The 18709-nt window shown below is 35.3% G+C and carries 22 protein-coding genes; 12 read left to right on the top strand and 10 right to left on the bottom strand.

Annotated features, from left to right (window positions below; all coding sequences use genetic code 11):
* Positions 1-6 precede the first annotated feature (6 nt).
* Together EA412_08120 and bamD are read right to left on the bottom strand one after the other, a co-directional pair.
* Complete coding sequence (locus EA412_08120) at positions 7-354, bottom strand: RNA polymerase Rpb6 (protein ID TVR78634.1); 348 nt, start codon at positions 352-354, stop codon at positions 7-9.
* A 9-nt stretch (positions 355-363) separates the two neighbouring features.
* Positions 364-1176, bottom strand: a complete 813-nt coding sequence (gene bamD / locus EA412_08115; GenBank protein TVR78633.1) for an outer membrane protein assembly factor BamD — start codon at positions 1174-1176, stop codon at positions 364-366.
* A gap of 168 nt (positions 1177-1344) precedes the next feature.
* Here bamD and EA412_08110 point away from each other — a divergent pair, with 168 nt between their 5' ends.
* Positions 1345-2595, top strand: a complete 1251-nt coding sequence (locus tag EA412_08110) for an aminotransferase class I/II-fold pyridoxal phosphate-dependent enzyme (GenBank protein ID TVR78632.1) — start codon at positions 1345-1347, stop codon at positions 2593-2595.
* Positions 2596-2928: 333 nt separating this feature from the next.
* On the opposite strand, the gene EA412_08105 is transcribed toward EA412_08110, so the two are convergent.
* The 5 genes from EA412_08105 to gcvH form a co-directional block, all read right to left on the bottom strand.
* Positions 2929-3735 carry a DUF1566 domain-containing protein gene (locus EA412_08105; GenBank protein TVR78631.1) on the bottom strand — a complete coding sequence of 269 codons (807 nt, stop codon included), beginning with the start codon at positions 3733-3735 and terminating at the stop codon, positions 2929-2931.
* A gap of 364 nt (positions 3736-4099) precedes the next feature.
* The gene (locus EA412_08100; GenBank protein TVR78630.1) at positions 4100-4903 is read right to left on the bottom strand and encodes an energy transducer TonB; all 804 of its coding nucleotides are present in this window, start codon (positions 4901-4903) and stop codon (positions 4100-4102) included.
* A 162-nt stretch (positions 4904-5065) separates the two neighbouring features.
* Positions 5066-5863, bottom strand: a complete 798-nt coding sequence (locus tag EA412_08095; protein TVR78629.1) for an energy transducer TonB — start codon at positions 5861-5863, stop codon at positions 5066-5068.
* A 9-nt stretch (positions 5864-5872) separates the two neighbouring features.
* Positions 5873-6247, bottom strand: a complete 375-nt coding sequence (locus tag EA412_08090; protein ID TVR78628.1) for a VanZ family protein — start codon at positions 6245-6247, stop codon at positions 5873-5875.
* 11 nt (positions 6248-6258) lie between these two features.
* Positions 6259-6639 (bottom strand): glycine cleavage system protein GcvH, encoded by a 381-nt coding sequence (gcvH, locus tag EA412_08085; protein ID TVR78627.1) that lies wholly within the window; start codon positions 6637-6639, stop codon positions 6259-6261.
* Positions 6640-6796: 157 nt separating this feature from the next.
* Here gcvH and EA412_08080 point away from each other — a divergent pair, with 157 nt between their 5' ends.
* The gene (locus EA412_08080) at positions 6797-7438 is read left to right on the top strand and encodes a hypothetical protein (GenBank protein ID TVR78626.1); all 642 of its coding nucleotides are present in this window, start codon (positions 6797-6799) and stop codon (positions 7436-7438) included.
* 120 nt (positions 7439-7558) lie between these two features.
* Here the strand turns inward: EA412_08080 and EA412_08075 are convergent, their stop codons facing one another.
* Positions 7559-8056 carry a hypothetical protein gene (locus EA412_08075; GenBank protein TVR78625.1) on the bottom strand — a complete coding sequence of 166 codons (498 nt, stop codon included), beginning with the start codon at positions 8054-8056 and terminating at the stop codon, positions 7559-7561.
* A gap of 429 nt (positions 8057-8485) precedes the next feature.
* Here EA412_08075 and EA412_08070 point away from each other — a divergent pair, with 429 nt between their 5' ends.
* The 10 genes from EA412_08070 to EA412_08025 all read left to right on the top strand — a co-directional run bounded on the left by EA412_08070 (position 8486) and on the right by EA412_08025 (position 17580).
* A complete protein-coding gene (locus EA412_08070; GenBank protein ID TVR78624.1) occupies positions 8486-9214 on the top strand; it encodes a PorT family protein in 729 nt (242 codons plus the stop codon).
* A gap of 26 nt (positions 9215-9240) precedes the next feature.
* On the top strand, positions 9241-9687 hold the full coding sequence (locus tag EA412_08065; GenBank protein TVR78662.1) for a dUTP diphosphatase: 447 nt from the start codon (positions 9241-9243) through the stop codon (positions 9685-9687).
* Between the two features lie 11 nt (positions 9688-9698).
* A complete protein-coding gene (locus tag EA412_08060) occupies positions 9699-10709 on the top strand; it encodes a nucleotidyltransferase (protein ID TVR78623.1) in 1011 nt (336 codons plus the stop codon).
* Between the two features lie 106 nt (positions 10710-10815).
* Positions 10816-12585, top strand: a complete 1770-nt coding sequence (locus tag EA412_08055; GenBank protein ID TVR78622.1) for a tetratricopeptide repeat protein — start codon at positions 10816-10818, stop codon at positions 12583-12585.
* Complete coding sequence (locus tag EA412_08050) at positions 12575-13342, top strand: DUF4292 domain-containing protein (GenBank protein ID TVR78621.1); 768 nt, start codon at positions 12575-12577, stop codon at positions 13340-13342. Before EA412_08055 ends, EA412_08050 begins: the two co-directional genes overlap by 11 nt.
* The gene (locus tag EA412_08045; GenBank protein TVR78620.1) at positions 13326-14564 is read left to right on the top strand and encodes a peptidase M23; all 1239 of its coding nucleotides are present in this window, start codon (positions 13326-13328) and stop codon (positions 14562-14564) included. Before EA412_08050 ends, EA412_08045 begins: the two co-directional genes overlap by 17 nt.
* 35 nt (positions 14565-14599) lie before the next feature.
* Entirely contained in the window at positions 14600-14854 is a 255-nt protein-coding gene (locus EA412_08040; protein TVR78619.1) for a twin-arginine translocase TatA/TatE family subunit, read from the top strand.
* 60 nt (positions 14855-14914) lie between these two features.
* A complete protein-coding gene (gatA, locus tag EA412_08035) occupies positions 14915-16324 on the top strand; it encodes an Asp-tRNA(Asn)/Glu-tRNA(Gln) amidotransferase subunit GatA (GenBank protein ID TVR78618.1) in 1410 nt (469 codons plus the stop codon).
* Between the two features lie 19 nt (positions 16325-16343).
* Positions 16344-17114 carry an exodeoxyribonuclease III gene (gene xth / locus EA412_08030; GenBank protein ID TVR78617.1) on the top strand — a complete coding sequence of 257 codons (771 nt, stop codon included), beginning with the start codon at positions 16344-16346 and terminating at the stop codon, positions 17112-17114.
* A 181-nt stretch (positions 17115-17295) separates the two neighbouring features.
* On the top strand, positions 17296-17580 hold the full coding sequence (locus EA412_08025; protein ID TVR78616.1) for an RNA-binding protein: 285 nt from the start codon (positions 17296-17298) through the stop codon (positions 17578-17580).
* Between the two features lie 100 nt (positions 17581-17680).
* On the opposite strand, the gene EA412_08020 is transcribed toward EA412_08025, so the two are convergent.
* Together EA412_08020 and EA412_08015 are read right to left on the bottom strand one after the other, a co-directional pair.
* Positions 17681-18286 carry a carbonic anhydrase gene (locus tag EA412_08020; protein ID TVR78615.1) on the bottom strand — a complete coding sequence of 202 codons (606 nt, stop codon included), beginning with the start codon at positions 18284-18286 and terminating at the stop codon, positions 17681-17683.
* A 163-nt stretch (positions 18287-18449) separates the two neighbouring features.
* On the bottom strand, positions 18450-18709 hold a 260-nt coding region (locus EA412_08015), incomplete at its 5' end, for a TIGR03643 family protein (GenBank protein TVR78614.1).

Here is an 18709-nt window from a genome sequence, read left to right as displayed (position 1 = left end):
GGTGATTTATAATTCCTCTTCTTTTTCTGTATTAGGATTTCTATAATAAATTTCATTATTCAGAAACTCATGAACAGAAATAAGAGTGGCGTGTGGAATTTTCTCATAGTATCTTGAAATTTCAATCGTATCAAGATCTTCAGAAATCTCATCTAAACTGTCAGATGTTGGGGTAAAATCTTTCAATTTACGGTGTAACTCTTCTTTTAAAGCCTGACCAATCTGGTTGCTTCTTTTTGAAATAACATTTAACATTTCATAGATATTCTTATCATCTTCTACAAAGCGATTTAAATTTCTGGTCTCAATGAAAGGGTTAATGCCTTTGTTCTGTAATTTCTTTGCTACACTCATGTTATATAATTAATTTAAAGCTTCAATTTTTTCTAATGCGCTAACATAAAAATCCTCAGCTTCTTTTAGAATTAAAGGATTTTGAAAATTCTCTACAAAGTTAAGATAATTTTCTATTACTAACTCATATCTTTCTTTTCTTCTGCTCTGCACACTATTTTCTGCAAAATTATAATAAGACCTTATGATATAAAGGTAAACTTTCTCTGTATCTCTGGTTTCGGGAAATCTGTTTAAAAAGGCTTCAAATGAACTGGCTGCAGCCCGGTAATTTCTTGTTCTGAAATACAATTCAGCACTTCTGAAAGCTTTCATTTCCAACTTTCTTCTCATCTGATCCATTTCTCCATTTACCTTTTCAATCTTCCCGCTCTGCGGATATCTGTTTACAAATCTTCTGTAACCATCCAATGCTTTTTGAGTATAGGTTTGGTCTAAAGAATAAACCGGAGACATTCGGTAATAAGAATAGGCGTGCATATAAAGCGCTTTTTCAGCAAACTTTGAATTTGGATGCTGCTGATGAAACGCATTAAAGTGAAAAGCAGCAATCAGATAATTACCCTCCTGAAAATGACTGTCTGTATAGTAATAGTATAACTCCTCTACACTTCTGGTACCTCTGAAAATTTGAATCAATTCTTCAAATAAAGGAATGGCACGATGGTAAGCTCCATCATTATAATATTCCATCGCTTTTCTTTGCTTCAGCTCAAGATCATTGCTTCTCAATATCCTCTGATAAGGATCGCAGGCAGTAAAAACGATAATTGCTAATAAAAATAAGACCGGTGCTAAAGGCTTTTTAATTCTTTTGAACATTAAAATTGTTGTCTTTAAAAATGGCAAAATTAAACTATTGTCTGTAACGTACAAAAAATATCGTTAGTGTTTATCAAATAAAAATAAGATGGAAGTCTGTGAAAAACTTCACTAAAAGTGCAAGTCAGATAAAATTTCTTAATTTTGCAAAAAAATAAAAGCTAAAATATGGATTTATTTGATAAAACAAAGGCAAACAACAGCCCATTAGGCAAGTTTGCAAGCATAGGAGACGGTTACTTTATGTTTCCTAAACTAAAAGGTGAAATTTCAAACAGAATGTCTTTCAGGGGAAAAGAAAAAATTATCTGGAGTTTAAATAATTATTTAGGCTTAGCCAATCACCCTGAAGTTAGAAAAGCCGATGCTGAAGCAGCAGAAAAATATGGTTTAGGATTACCAATGGGTTCCAGAATGATGTCCGGAAACTCTGATGAGCACGAAAAACTGGAGCAAGATCTGGCTACTTTTGTTGGAAAAGAATCCGGATATTTACAAAACTTCGGATACCAGGGAATGGTTTCTGCCATTGACTGTCTGGTTGGCCGACACGATGTAATTGTTTATGACGCCGAATCACACGCTTGTATAATTGACGGCGTTCGTTTGCATCAGGGTAAAAGATTTGTATTTGCTCATAACGATATAGATAATTTAGAAAAGCAGCTCATCAGAGCAAAGAAAGTTGTTGAAACTACCCGTGGCGGTATTTTAGTTATTTCTGAAGGAGTTTTTGGCATGGCCGGTGATCAGGGTAAATTAAAAGAAATTGCCTCTTTAAAATCTAAGTATAACTTCAGATTCATGGTAGATGATGCGCATGGATTCGGAACACTTGGGAAAACCGGCGCAGGAGCTGCGGAAGAACAAGGAGCAACCGAATCAATAGATATCTATTTTTCTACTTTTGCAAAATCAATGGCCAGCATCGGTGGATTTTTTGCAGCAAATAAAGAGGTTATAAATCATTTACGATTCAACAGCCGTTCTCAAATTTTTGCAAAATCATTACCAATGCCTTTAGTTTTAGGAAATCAAAAAAGGCTTGATTTATTAAAATCAAAACCTGAACTCCGTGAAAAACTATGGACGAATGTCAATAATTTACAAAATGGTTTAAAAGATAGAGGATTTAATATCGGCAATACCAGTTCATGTGTAACTCCGGTTTATCTGAACAGTGAAGACACCTCAGAAGCCGGAAACCTAATAATTGATTTGAGAGAAAATTATGACATTTTCTGCTCTGCAGTTATTTATCCGGTAGTACCAAAAGGGGTTTTGTTATTGAGATTAATACCTACTGCTACACATACACTGGAAGACATTGAAACCTCATTAAATGCATTTGATGCGGTAGCAGAAAAACTAAAAAAGGGCGTTTACAAAAAAATGCAGCTACCAAGTATGGCTCATTAAAAGTTTAACTGCGCTTTATAAACTGAAAGACCTGTGTAAAGATGATTTATGCAGGTCTTTTTTTTAGGTAATGTAGTTGTTTTAAGTTTGGGGGGGGGTGAGGAGAGTGGGGAAATAATCATTTTAATTACTTTAATGCGATGTCGACTAACTAGACACATTAATATTCATTTAGAGACGCAATTCAATTGTTTTTAGGTAACATATAAGCTAGTACTAACCGATTTGTGTTTAGCGCGTGACAAATTGGACGCTAAATGCATTCTCCCTGGATTTGGAATAATCTCCATATTCCCCATGTTTGGTGTTTACTATAAATTTTAAAACATTGGCTTAAAAAGCCCTGATGCAACGAACCCTTAGTAAATTACTCTTGTTTGATCCAAAAACGTTACCGTGATTAAAGCGCTGAATTTGTGCATTATTCTGCTGATCTGAAGAAGACGACCAATATGAGACTTCTGTCATCAATTCAGCACCACTTGTTGACTCTAGTGTATGACTGATCACATATAATTCATTCCAAATCTTACCCAACTGAGAAATAGCCGGTAAAAACCAATCTGTATAGCCGCCACCGGTATAATCAGCACAAATTTGAGCGGCACTTGAAGAATGTTGGCTGATAATAGCCGCTGTATTTGATGCGCCATCCCAGGCACTTGTGTTAATCTGATTAGAAGAACTGCTCCATGCAGCACCGGCACTGTTATCCACAAGGCTCACTATCAAACCCCGCTCATCACCATTTGCATCTTTGTGTACGGAAAAAATAACTCCCCCACCATACAATTCACCAATTACTCGCCCTGAAGCACTTCCGGCTAAAAGACAAACCCATTGACCTCCCGAATAATTCTCAATGCATTCTGTGTCAGTATTGTAAATGAGCAAGCCCTCTGCAGTATTAGTAATCATATCCCTTTCTGCCGTAGTCATCCGGGGAGGCAAAAAACCTTTGTTTGTAGATTGCACATCCAGTATTGCCGACTCATGAGGCGGACTACCATCCTGATTTATGGAGATACCATCTTGCTGAGCAAAAAGACTACTGTTTAAAAAAATGAAGCATATTGAGACAAGAATCCGGTGGCCAATCCATTCAGGTTTATACCTGCCGGTTAAAATCAAGTTTCTCATATTAAGTAAATTTTAAGATAAATCATATTTAAACATTGTACTTTAGGTATCATTAACTTGCAAACTTGTTGGAATTATATTTTAACAAAAATGTTCACCTTTCCAAGACATCATTTAAGCCTAACTTTCAGCATTTACATTCATTAGTATTAGTTCATGCAAAAAATAGAAATTATTGCTAATGACACACTGCATCCAACAACTAAAATGAGTAAATTTAAAAAATCTGTATGGGTTATTCAACTTTAAGGTGAACTAAATCACTTAATTAAATTTGTATGGCTATTTTGTGGCAACTAACTTTAGTTTAATGCAGTTATTAACTGCTTATCCAGTAAAGTGCGGATTTTAAACCATGCATATTCTAATCTAAAGTAAACCTGATTGGCACAGTAAATTGAACTCTAACCGGCTGCCCTCTTTGTTTTCCCGGCTTCCAGTTTGGCATATTTCTTACGTGTCTGAGGGCTGCTTCATTCAACACTCTATCAGCACCTCTAACTACTTCAGCTTCCGTAACTCTTCCGTCTCTTTCAATAACAAAACGAATAAATACAGAACCTTCAATATCATTTTGTTTCGCAATTTCCGGATATGGTATACCTCCTAAATATCTCAGTAAAGCGGCCTCACCTCCCGGAAATACCGGCATATCCTCCACAATTGGTAAAGGCATATCATCTTCATCCGGTAATTCTTCAAAAATTTCCTGTATCTCTACAATTTCATCCGGTTCGACCTCCACATCAAAAATATCAGGCTCGCTGTCTACTTCAACTTCATCATCAATAATTTCAATTTCGGGAGGTGGCGGCGGAGGCGGTGGTGGAGGTGGCTCTTGTCTGGTTTGCGGAGGCTCTATCTCAAACTCATCCGGTATAAAAATTTCTCCTCCAAGAGAGGCTGTTCTATCATATACCGTCCAGGAAAAAGCAGCTATAGAAAGACCTATGCCAAAAATAAAGCCAATTAACGTAAAGGTAGTTCGGTAAATTTGAGGATTCGCTTCCGGATATTTTTTTAGAAACAAATTAGAGGTGTTACCTGCCTCCTTATTTTTTACAATAATTTCTTCCTTCTTTTTAAACATAAAAAATAGCTTAATTGACATAACAATTGTTGCTATTATTAATACTAATCCCGCAATTATACCCAACAATACTAACATAATTTAAATTTAATATATTTACAATTAGTTAATCATACCAAAATCATTACCTTTTTAATACGAATTCTTTTACAAAACGTATATATTTTATGCAGTATTGTTTAATGCAAAAAAAAAGCCCGGATAATTTATCCGGGCTTAAGTTAGAACTTGTAAAAAAGATTAGTCCAATCTAAATCTTATAGGGACAGTATACTGAACTCTAACGGGTTGTCCTCTTTGTCTGCCGGGACTCCAGTTTGGCATATTTCTAATATGTCTTAAAGCTGCTTCATTTAACAATCTATCAGCACCTCTAACAACTTCAGCATCTATAACTCTTCCATCCCTATCAATAATAAAACGAATAAAAACGGAGCCTTCAATATCATTTTCTCTCGCAATTGGCGGATAAGGTATGCTTGCTAAATATCTCATCAAAGCAGCTTCTCCTCCCGGAAATTCAGGCATATCTTCTACTATGGTGAAGATTTCGTCTTCTTCAGGTGCTTCTTCAACATATTCCGGTATCTCTATAACCTCTTCGGGCTCAACTTCCACATCAAAAATATCCGGTTCATCTTCTACCTCTACATCATCTTCGATAATTTCAATCTCCGGTGGCGGTGGTGGTGGCGGAGGCGGTGGTTCTTGTCTTGTTTGCGGGGGCTCTATTTCAAACTCATCCGGTATAAAAATATCACCGTCAAGCGAAGCCGTTCTATCGTAAACAGTCCATGAAAAAGCTGCAATAGCTAAACCAATACTAAATATAAATCCAATTAAAGTGAAAGTAGTCCGGTAGATTTGAGGATTTGCTTCCGGATATTTCTTAACAAAGGTAGAGGCCGATGCCCCTGATTCTTTATTTTTTGCGATAATTTCTTCCGGTTTTTTAAATATAAAAAATAGCTTGACTGACATAACAATTGCTGCTATTATCAATGCTAATCCTCCAATTAAACCTAAGATTACTAACATATTTTAAAATTATACCCTAAAAAAAACGATTTTATAAATCAAAACTCCTGTTATACAGCCCGTAAAGTTAGCTAATAAATCTTCCCATTCAAAATATCTGCCCCAAAAAAGTAAAAACTGCAAAACTTCTAAAACAAAGCCGTAAACAAAACAAATTACAAAAGAAAGTATAACATTATTATAACGGATATATTTTATCTCGTATTGTTTTTTAAATGCCTGCGCCAACAGGAATGTCATAATTGCAAACAAAAAAACATGAACTACTTTATCAAAGCCCGGAAATATAGTATGATTATCCGGCAATTCACTTCCCGGCATCAGCAATAAAACTCCGGACATTAAAGCCCAAATTAAGGGAAGAATATAAAACCGGGAATACATACTTTAATTTATCAACCCTCCACCAGTTCTTTATATTCTTTTACATCCATTAATGAATCCACTTCATTTTTGTCAGACATTTTTATTTTTATTAACCAACCTTTCCCATAGGGATCTTCATTTACAGATTCCGGAGCGTCTTCAATGTCAGAATTAATCTCAATCACCTCACCACTTACCGGCATAAATAACTCCGATACTGTCTTTACCGCTTCTACTGAACCAAAAACATCATCCTGCTCAAGCGATTCTCCCTCTGTTTCTATTTCAACATAAACAATATCTCCCAATTCCCTTTGAGCAAAGTCTGTAATTCCGACAGTGGCTATGTCACCTTCAACTTTAACCCATTCATGCTCTTTTGTGTACTTCAAATTATCCGGAAAATTCATTGTATTGTATTTTAGTTAAAAAATTAAAATGAGTGACAATTATAAGGAAATAACCACATTCCATTTAGCTTTTTTATTTATTTAATCGATATTTTTTTTGGAGAGAAAAAAATAAATAAGTGGATATTGACCTTTATATTTGTTGCCTATGAAATTCATGAAAGTTTTAAAAACACTTTTACTAAGTTTACTTCTATTCTCTACATTAATAATAGTTATAGTTTTTTCTATCTATTTTTATGTTAAGTTTTCTACGGAAAAAAAAATTTATACTTCTGTAAATAGTATTCCCGAAACACATGTCGCATTAGTTTTAGGCACCTCAAAACACACTATCACCGGCAGAAGCAATTTATTCTTCCAATATCGCATTGAAGCTGCCGCCGAACTCTATCACTCCGGAAAGGTTAATAAATTACTGCTGAGTGGTGATAATCGCTTCAGAGAATATAATGAACCCAGAGATATGAGAGAAGCGCTCATGCAAAAAGGAGTTCCCGACTCAAGTATAGTACTTGATTATGCCGGGTTCAGAACATTTGACTCCGTTTTAAGAGCAAAAAAGGTTTTTGGACAAAAAAACTTCATAATCGTCAGTCAGTCTTTTCATTTACAGCGAGCTTTATTTATTGCAAATAGTCAGGACATTAATGCAATTGGTTTCAAGGCAAAAGACCCGCCTGTAAAAACCGCAAGAGTATATCTAAGAGAAATTCCGGCAAGAATAAAGGCTTTTTTAGACTGTTATATTTTGAATACCGAACCTTACTTTCTGGGAGACGAAGAGTTTATTTACTAAAAACATGGAAATGCCCCCGTAAAAAAACGGGAGCACCCAAAGTAACGCACGGGCCTTTACAGACCCTTAACCCTGGCAGGATTCCATGCTTATAACTAAGTACTATGTAAAAAGGGGGAATTATTTCCTAACGTAATCTAAAACCATTCTGGCTCTTCCATCATCACCTCGAAGTGTTAATACAATAGCGGAGTTGTTATCATACCAAACAGTAACGATTTCAAGTGCACCATTTAATACAGCTTCACCAAGCAAAGCTACATCACCCGAATAACGCGGGTCTTTCCAGTTAGCTTTCATTTCCATAGAACCGTAAATCATGTCTAACTGATTCTTCATGTTCACTTTGTCTAAAATGTATTGATGGGGGTCTCTGTAATCCTGATGAAAAACATAAGATCTCTTGATTAATCGCTGGCGTCTGTTAAAAACATAACCTACTGTAGCGACCATATCTCCGAAATTATATCCTTCGTAAAGCAACAAATCGCTTTCTTCAACATCCGGCTCTTGCTGAATCATTGAACGAACTTCATCAATGCGTGTGCCCCAACTGGGTTGTTCCAAATCCTGAGCCCCTGCAAAAGTATCTAAAATAGTAAACGTCAGTAAAAACATGAATGCTGAAAGAAAACTTAATTTGAAAAACATAAGTAGAATTTTAATTGCTTGTACGATATTTTTTTTTGAGAGTTTCATATGTTAAAATATTTATCAAGAACTTCCAGCTAATTATATAGCAGTAAAACGAAGAATTTTGAAGGATATGTTGTCCACAACAAATTAACTTCAAATAATGCTTAACTGCTTAAAGAATCTATCGAATAATCAAACTCTTATTTTCAAATCCTGTCAAAATATTTAAATAAGTACACTAAACAATCATTTTTTATGGTTAAAGGTACTTATCTATTAAAATGGAAACGATAATTCAATCAGTCTGTATGTTGAAATATTGTTTATAGTCCGATTTGTTTTAACTTTGCCTTTTGAAAGATAAAAATTGCATACTTAACCATATAGTCACCTAATTTAAAATCACTAAAAATGAAGCTTAAAAATTTAATTTACCTTTTACTTATCAGTAGTATATTTTCAATACAAACTTTTGCTCAGGGAACTATTCTTGATGAAGGAGAAAGAATTGTAGAGGCAGAAAGCCAGGATAGACTGGTAGTTGAACTAACGCACGACAATTGGTTATTTGAAAGCGATGATGAATTTATAAATATGTCTGATGATTTCTCAACCCTTTGGTATTCAAGAGGAATCAGCATAAACTTTATGTATGACATCGTATTTGGCAACTCCAGATTTAGTCTTGCTCCGGGTATAGGATTTCAAAGCACCAATGTATTTCACAATGCTCAGCTATCAATTGATACTAATGGAAATACATTTTTTACTGATCTTCCGGAATTTGATGATTTCAAAAGAAAAAAGTTAAACATCTCTTATCTTGATGTTCCTATAGAATTAAGATTCAGAACTCGCCCCAATCAAAGAGGCAGTAGTTTTAAAGTAGCTTTAGGCTTTAAAGGCGGAATCAGAATAGATTCTAAAACTAAAATCAAATTTGAGCAAGACGGCGATGTACAAAGAGTTAAAGAAAAAAATCTTGCAAACTTAAATCAATTTAGATATGGTCCAACCTTTCGGATTGGATACGGTGTCTTCAACTTAATAGCCTATTATTCCTTAAATGGAGTTTTTGAAGAAGGCAGCGGACCTTCCCTTACCCCAATTTCTATCGGACTTTCTTTAAACGGTTTATAATCAGTGTAACTTTGCAAGAAAAGCCTTTGTCACATAATTATTTAGAAGTAAAAGTAATCAATGAATCCGGCTTTGAATTGCCTGAGTATCAGACTCCGGGCTCTGCCGGTTTGGATTTGCGGGCATGCATCAACGAAAAAATTGAATTACTGCCACTTCAAAGAACCTTAATTCCGGTGGGTTTAAAAATTGAACTTCCTGATGGATATGAAGCTCAAATTAGACCCAGAAGCGGTCTTGCTTTAAAAAAAGGTATTACCCTTTTAAATTCACCGGGCACAATAGACTCTGATTACAGAGGAGAAATTAAAGTGATTCTTATAAACCTTTCCGGAGAAACACAAGAGATTTTACCGGGAGAAAGAATTGCGCAAATGGTAATAGCAGCTTACACAAAAATTAGCTGGAAACTCAGCAAACAATTAAATTTAACAAATAGAAATGCCGGAGGCTTTGGTCATACCGGTATATAAAATACGTAGTTATGAATATAGTTATTCCAATGGCAGGTATGGGAAAAAGAATGAGACCTCATACACTTACTATTCCGAAACCCCTTATCCCGGTTGGAGGTAAGCCTATTGTACAGAGGTTAGTGGAAGACATTACAGATGTAGTCGATCAAAAAATAGAAAATATCGGTTTCATCATTGGAGATTTTGGAACTGAAACAGAAAACAAATTACTGGCTATTGCTGAAAAAATGGGTGCAAAAGGACATATTTTTTATCAGGATGAGCCTTTAGGAACAGCACATGCTATACTTTGCGCTAAAAAAATATTAAGCGGACCGGTTGTGGTTGCTTTTGCAGATACGCTCTTTCGTACTGATTTTAAAATGGACACTTCTCAGGATGGTATCATTTGGGTACACAAGGTTGAAAATCCTTCCAGCTTTGGAGTTGTGAAATTAGATAAAAGCGGCATGATTACTGATTTTATTGAAAAACCGGAAACTTTTGTTTCTGACCTGGCTATCATCGGAATTTATTTTTTCAAAGACGGTGAAAATCTTAAAAATGAGTTAAACTTTTTGATAGATAATGATATTAAAGATAAAGGAGAATATCAAATCACCAATGCCCTGGAGAATATGAAAAACAAAGGCATTAAGTTAATTCCCGGAGAAGTTACGGAATGGATGGACTGCGGAAATAAAGATGCAACCGTCCAAACAAACGGAAGAGTTTTGCACCACGATATGAAAAAAGGCAAATCAATGATTGACGCAGGTGCTATCATTAAAAATTCAACTATAATTGAACCTTGCTACCTTGCTAAAGGTGTTAAAATAGAAAATTCCGTTATCGGACCTGGCGTTTCAATAGGTGAAAATACAGTTATTCGTAAGTCAGTAATTTCTAATTCTATCATACAAACAGAGTCCGAAATAGAAGGAAATGTAATTGATAATTCTATGATTGGGAATAACACTTCTATTATTTCAGCAGCCAAAGACTTAAGCATTGGAGATTATAATCATAAAAAAGATTAAATTTACATTTACAAACCTTTTTTTGTCTTCATAAATAAAAAGGGTTAATAACAAAACTGAGTCCGAAACGTTATGATTTAGCTTGTTTCGTCCAAACTAAAAACACATGCTGAAATTAAATTCTTTTTTACCCATATCAATTTATAAGCTATTTGTAGTACTCGTTTTTGCCTTCACAGCTTGTACCGGAGCCAGAGAATCAACTATAGAATTTGATGGAGATGAAATTGTTGAAACAAGCGAAGTTTCTATTTCCCGTCAGGTACAATCTCAAAGAACCATTATTGATGCCGTAAAGGCAAGAATGCTCGAAGATTATGAAGAGGCATTGAGGCTTTACAGACAAGCTGTCAGATTAGACCCCAATAATGATGCCGCTCGTTTTGAGTTGGCTCGCATTTTCTATGCTATGGAGATGATGGAAGATTCTGAAAACCAGATAAAAGAAGCCATTAAAATATCTCCGAATAACAAATGGTATGTTATTTTTTATGCAGAATTAAAAGCTGTTTTAAGAGAATATTCCGCAGCCGCAAAACTGTATGAAAGAGCCATCGAACTGGATGAAAACTTTATTGAGGTATATTTTGATCTGGCTTTTATGTACACCCAGCTTAAGGAATATGAAAAAGCAATAGAAGTGTACAATGAAATTGAAAGCAGAACAGGATTTGATGAAGAGATAGCACTTCAAAAACGTCAAATTTATATTCGTCTTGGTCAGTTTGAAAAAGCAGCAGAAGAACTGGAAAACTTAATAAAGCAGTTCCCAAATGACATTAGATACTACGGGCTTTTAGCTGAACTTTATGAAGCTAATGATATGTATCACATGGCTATTAAAGTCTATCAAAGACTTTTAGAAAACAAACCAAATAACCCGTATGCTATTTTATCCATGGCAAATGCTTTTCTTCAATTGGAAGACCGTGAAAATTATATAAAATATCTAAAAAAAGGTTTTGAAAATCCTGACTTAGAAATAGATCCAAAAGTTGGTGTCTTAGTTACTTACATTGAAAGTATGCAGGACAGCATTAAAAAAAATGAAGCGCTTGAATTAGCCGAAATAACAAAAAAAGTGCATCCGGAAGAAGCCAAAGCTTATGCAGTTTATGCCGACCTACTTTACCAGGCAGATATGGTTGATGAAGCATTGGAAATGTACATAAAAACCCTTGACTATGACAAAAGTGTCTTTATGGTTTGGCAGCAAATACTATTCATCCTTTCCGATAAACAAAATTTTGATTCATTAAAGTATTACTCCGCTGAAGCAATTGAATACTTCCCAAATCAGGCGATTTCTTATTTCTTTAATGGTATTGCAAAAATACAACTGGATGAATATGAAGCAGCTGCATCTATATTAGAAGAGGGTGCAATGATAGCTTACGGAAATCCGCAGTTGCAATCCCAAATGTATGGTTCGCTCGGAGACGTTTACTCAACATTAGAAGAATATTCAAAATCAGATATTGCTTATGAACGTTCTCTCGAGTTAAATCCTGAAAATGCTTTTGTTTTAAATAACTACAGTTACAATCTGAGCATTAGAAACAAAGATTTAGAAAGAGCTGAAAAAATGTCCAGAAGATCTAACGAACTCATTGAAAACAACGAAGCTTTTTTAGATACATATGCCTGGATAATGTATAAAAAAGGCAATTATAAAGAAGCAAAAAAATGGATAGAAAAAGCTTTGGAGCACGGAGGTGATGAAAGTGCAGTGATACTTGACCATTATGGAGACATACTTTATAAATTAGGGGAGCTGGAGTTGGCAGTAAAATATTGGCAAAAAGCCAAAAACTTAGGTTTGGAGTCAGATATTATCGGTAAAAAAATAGAGGACAGAACGCTCTATGAAGAATAGCCTGATTTTAGTCTTAGCCTCATTTATTATCCTTTTTTCCTGTAAAAGCAAAAAAGAGGTTGCTCTGCCTGAAACAGAAATAACTACTGAGCTATCCGCCGATAGTTTAAGAAATAATGTAAAAGAAAAATTGCCCCAATATGATTCTTATTCTTTGCGGGCAAGAGTTAGTACAGAGACTAAAAATGAAAGCCAAAACTTTACCTTAAACCTGAGAACAAAAAGGGATAGCATAATTTGGGCAAGCATAACCGGTCCGCTTGGGGTTGAGGCAGCCAGAGTTTTGATAACTTCAGACACAGTAAAGGTAATTGATCGCCTAAACCGTAAATACACTCAAAAGCCTTTTAAATTTCTGGAGACTTTTGTTCCCTTTTCAGTAGATATAAACTTATTGGCTGATTTACTTGCCGGAAATGTCTTTATGGATAATTCTGACGACCGTTGGGAATCAAGTCATGACGAACGTTATCACCGTTTAAAATCCCAATCACCATATATTGAATCTTATTATTGGGTAGAACCGGGTAACTTTTTAATACATCATTCCAGCATGATAGACTTAGTATCTAACAGGGGCATGACTGTCGAAATGAAGGATTTTCAGATTGTTCAAAATAATCACATAGCCTTTGGCAGAAAATTTGAATTCCCGGAAAATGGATTAAAAATAGATTTCAACCTAAATCGTATTACCTTTGACGAAGATTTAACATTCCCATTTCGGGTGAGCGACAATTATGAAAGAGTTGAATAAAATATCAGCCATAATTTTACTTTTAGGGGGCCTGCTTTTTCTGGCATCTTTTGAAAGTAATGCACAAAGCAGATCTGAGCTGGAAAAGCAGAGAGGTAAGCTAATGGAAGAAATTAAGCTTACCCAGCAAATGCTTGAGCAAACCCGTCAAACGCGTACGGAGTCTCTCCAGGAATTGGAAACATTAAATCGTCAAATCCAGATTCGCGAAGAATTAATGCAGAATATCTCCCGGGATTTAAACCTCCTGGATGACAAATCTGAAGAAATCAATAAAGTAATAAGCTCTTTAGAGAGAGATCTGGAAAGTATACGCGAAGAATATGCGCAATTAATCGTTTTTGCATACCGCAACCGCTCATCCCTAAATCAAATCATGTATATTTTTGCGGCGGAAGACTTCAATAAGTCAATTTCAAGAGCCCGTTACATCAGAGAGATTACAGATTTCAGGAAAAAACAAGCAGGTTTAATTGAAGACACCAGACTTTCCTTAAATAAACGTGTTGAAGAAATCAGTGAAGTGCGCGCAGAAAAAAGCGATTTACTTCAGCAGGAAAATCAACAAAAGCAACAATTATCTAACGAGAGAAACCAACACGACCGTTTAGTTAATCAATTAAGAACTCAGGAAAGAGAACTTCAAAGAGAAATTAATCAAAAGCAACAAACAGCAGAACGATTAAATAAAGCAATTGAAGATATCATTAAGCGGGAAATTGAAGAAGCCCGCAGAAGAGCTGCCGAAGCACAACAAAGACAAGACGGAAATGTCTTAAGCCTGACTCCCGAGGCAGCCCGGCTCTCAGCTGATTTTGCCAGCAATATGGGAAAACTGCCCTGGCCGGTGCAAAGAGGAGTGGTTACATCTTCTTTCGGCACACATCCACACCCCGTATTAAGAGGTGTTCAAATAACAAATAATGGAATAAACATTCGCACGGAAGAAAATGCTGAAGTCAGAGCGCTCTTTAACGGGAGAATTTCCAGTGTGATTTATAACCCAAGTTTTCAAAATGCCATCATTGTCCGGCATGGTGAATATTTCACTGTTTATTCAAATCTCCGTGAAGTTTTTGTTAAATCAGGACAAGAAATAAGAACAGGTGAACGTTTAGGCATCGTTTATACTGATAGCTCTGAAGATAAAACTGAAATACATTTAGAAATTTGGCAGGGAACTAAAAAACTCAATCCTGCTTTATGGTTATTAAGTCAATAAACCGTAATTTCGCACTATATTTAAATACATAACTCATGAATATCTTTTTATTTGGATTACCGGGCGGCTGGGAGTGGATCATAATCGTTTTCGTCGTGCTACTTCTTTTTGGCGGTAGAAAAATTCCTGAACTGATGCGTGGCATCGGAAAAGGCATCAGAGAATTTAATGATGCCCGAACTAATCTGGAAAGTGAAATGAAAGAAGGAATGGATGAAGCCGATAAGGAAAAAAAAAACAAGTCAATAAACAAGGATAAAGATAGTGATAAAGATGAAAAAAAGGAATGATAAGCTTTCCCGACCTTCATTGTAAAACTATTTTTCAATTGACTTTTGATTCCATCCAACATGAACTACACTAAAATTTCTGCTCTTCAAAAGGATTTATATTCCGGAAAGATAAGTTGCATAAAAATTGTTAATTATTTTCTTCAAAACATCGAAAAAAATAAACACTTAAATGCATTTAACGAAGTGTTTTCTGAAGAAGCAATAGCCCGTGCTGAAGTCATCGATAAAAAAATAAAAGACAAATCAGCCGGAAAAATGGCAGGAGTTGTCTTTGGAATTAAAGATATACTCAGTTATAAAGGCCATAAACTGGAAGCTTCCTCTAAAATCCTAAAAAACTTTGAGGCTATTTATTCTGCTACTGTTATAGAAAAACTATTAGCTGAAGATGCCATAATCATTGGGCGACTCAATTGTGATGAATTTGCAATGGGTTCCAGTAATGAAAACTCAGCTTTTGGAAATGTATTGAACGCATTGGATCTTAATAAAGTACCCGGTGGCTCCAGTGGCGGTTCTGCCGTTGCTGTTCAAGCTGATTTATGTCATGCAAGTTTAGGCACTGACACAGGCGGCTCCATCAGGCAGCCCGCTTCTCTTTGTGGAATTTATGGTTTAAAGCCTTCTTACGGAAGAGTTTCCCGATACGGAATGATTGCATTTGCATCTTCTTTTGACCAAATAGGTCCTTTTGCAAAATCTGTAGATGATTTGGCACTCATATTGGAAGTTATTTCCGGAAAAGACCCAAATGATGCAACCTCTAGTGAAAAAAATGTTGAAAAGTATAGTCAATTCCAACTTTCTGATAAAAAATATAAAATAGCATACTTCAAAGAAGTAATTGAGAATGAGGCTTTAGATAAAGAAATTAAAACTTATTTAAATGATAAAATTGCTTCTTTAAAAGCAGACGGCCATACTGTAGAAGCTGTATCTTTTCCTTATCTGGATTATCTCGTACCGACTTACTATGTTTTGACAACTGCCGAAGCTTCATCAAATTTATCAAGATACGATGGCGTAAAATATGGTTATAGAAGTCAGGATGCTACTGATATGGAATCAACATATAAAAAAACCCGCTCAGAAGGTTTTGGTAAAGAAGTGAAGAGAAGAATCATGCTGGGCACATTTGTCCTAAGTGCCGGTTATTACGATGCTTATTATGGAAAAGCGCAAAAAGTCAGAAGGCTTATACTTGAAGCTACCAATGAAATTTATACCGATTTTGATTTTATTCTTTCGCCTACAACACCCACCACAGCCTTTGAAATAGGAGAAAAAACTAAAGACCCTGTTACTATGTATCTATCTGATATATTTACAGTGCAGGCAAATTTATGCGGATTTCCGGCAATCTCCATACCTTGCGGAGTACATTCCAATGGCATGCCTTTTGGGATGCAGCTAATGAGTAAAAAATTTGATGAATCATCTCTGCTGAGTTTTTCAAGAGATTTTTAACTTTTTCCAAGACTTAAGCATGAAATTAGTAACATACAATATAAACGGAATACGGGCAGCCCTTAGAAAAGGGATTGTTGAATGGATAGAAGAAAATCCGGCTGATATAATTTGTTTTCAGGAAGTAAAAGCCACTCCTGACCAAATTGATTTAGAAGACTTTAAAAAGCTGGGTTATCAGGTCTATTGGAAAGCAGCCGAAAAAAAGGGATACAGTGGTGTGGCTACACTCACTAAACAAACGCCCCTGAATGTAAATACAGAAAGCGGACTTACAGCTTACGATTCAGAAGGACGCATACTCGAAACTGAGTTTGCCGACTTTATTTTGCTGAATATTTACTTCCCGTCAGGCAGCAGTGGTGACCACAGACAAGCTATAAAAATGGATTTTTTGAGAGATATATTGCCTTATCTTAAAAACCTGGAAAAAAAATCCGGAAAAGGATTAATAGTTGGTGGTGATTTTAATATTTGTCATCGTGCAGTTGATATACACGATCCGGTGAGAAATGCCAAATCATCCGGATTTTTACCGGAAGAAAGAGCCTGGATGGATACCTTTTTTGATAATGGCTTTACAGATGCCTTCAGGTATTGTAATCCTGAAGAAAAAGATGCATATTCATGGTGGAGCTACAGGGCAAATGCAAGAAATAACAATAAAGGATGGAGAATTGATTACTGGACGGTTTCAAATGCTTTAAAAAATAAAATAAAATCTTGCAAAATGCTGAGCGATGTAAAACACTCAGACCATTGCCCTGTGCACATGCAACTTGATTTTTAATACCAAAAACAAAATGGAATTAGCCTATTATTTAATTTATTTGCAAAAAAGTTTGTTTAGAAATACTAAATTACTAACTTTGTTATATAACTAAATTTTAGCTTTAAAAGATATTATCTGCTACAACTTAAAATAGACATTATTACATTTTTTTATTTCACTTTTATAATTTTTTTTACCAATGACAATTTATGTAGGAAATCTCAGCTATAGAGCTAGAGAAAATGACCTTAGCGATTTGTTTTCTGAATTTGGAACTGTTAGTTCTGTTAAAATCATCTCTGATAATGCCACTGGGCGTTCTAAGGGTTTTGGTTTTATTGAAATGGAAGACGAGAATGCCGGAAACGAGGCAATCGAATCTTTACACGAAACTGAGTTTATGGAAAGAAAGCTCATTGTTAACAAAGCGAGACCAAAGCGTGAAAACTTTGATGGCGACCGCGGCGGTTACAATAGAGACTAAATAGCATATAAAGGCATTTAATTTTTCAAGACTGTATTTACATTAGTGTGAATACAGTCTTTTTCTTTTTTAGTAATCTTTTAAAATGGCCGTATAGAAATTAAATTCTTTTAAAGACTTTCTCTTCTTTGTCATAATTATAGACACTACCCTCTCCTATATCATAATACCAGCCGAAGATTTTAAGCTTTTTCTCTTCTATTTTTTCGTTGATAAACGGATAGGTCTTAAGTTTATCAAGCTGTTCGATAACATTATTTAATTCTACCTTAGAATCCGCACTGAATTTATCTCCAAAATCTACTTGCTGCGAATTGTGGCATGACATTTCAATCCATTTTTTAACATGCGGCAGATGATCCAAATTTTGACCGGAGTGCATAGCCTTGCATCCACCACACTTAGAATGTCCGCAGACAATGATATTCTTTACATTCAAAACTTCTACGGCATATTCTATTGCAGATGTTGTTGCCAAAAAAGCCTCATTAATATCGTAATGAGGTACTATATTAGCAATATTTCTGACGACAAACAGCTCCCCGGGCAAGCTCTGAGTAATCATATCCGGACTAATACGGGAATCTGAGCAACCTATAAATAATGTATGTGGCTTTTGATTTATTTTTATTTTATCAAAAACCTTTTTCCTTTTAGGGTATTCAATTTCCTGAAAAGCTTTTGCCCCCTTGAATATATCTCTCATAATTTTTCAACTTTTAGAATAAAACTATTTATTCTGTTGGGCAAAAATAAGAAAGTCTGATGTTTTTTAGATAATACTACCCGGGCATGATTTGTCAAAAAGCAAAATCAAAAATGCATTTGCAAATAAAAAAATATTAGAAATTGTCTGACAAAGACTTTATTTAAAAGCGCTTAGAAATTTTATTGCCACTAATTTGTCTTTGTAGTGAGCACTTATGTCTGCCAACAGTAAAAGTTCTGCAAGACAGATGTTTTGATTTTCTGCCGTTGACTCTTGTTCGCCACATCCGAAAACTAGAAGCTTTCAATTGGGAGCGCATAAATTTAATGACATTTTTTTCTGAAAGACCAAATTGTATTTCTATCGCCTCAAATGGTGTTCTGTCTTCCCATGCCATTTCGATAATTCTGTCTTTCTGCC

This window comes from Chitinophagaceae bacterium (genome assembly GCA_007695095.1).
Classification (GTDB): domain Bacteria; phylum Bacteroidota; class Bacteroidia; order Chitinophagales; family REEL01; genus REEL01.
The sequence above is the reverse complement of the archived record's forward strand: the minus strand, read 5'-3'. Positions and strand labels throughout refer to the sequence as shown.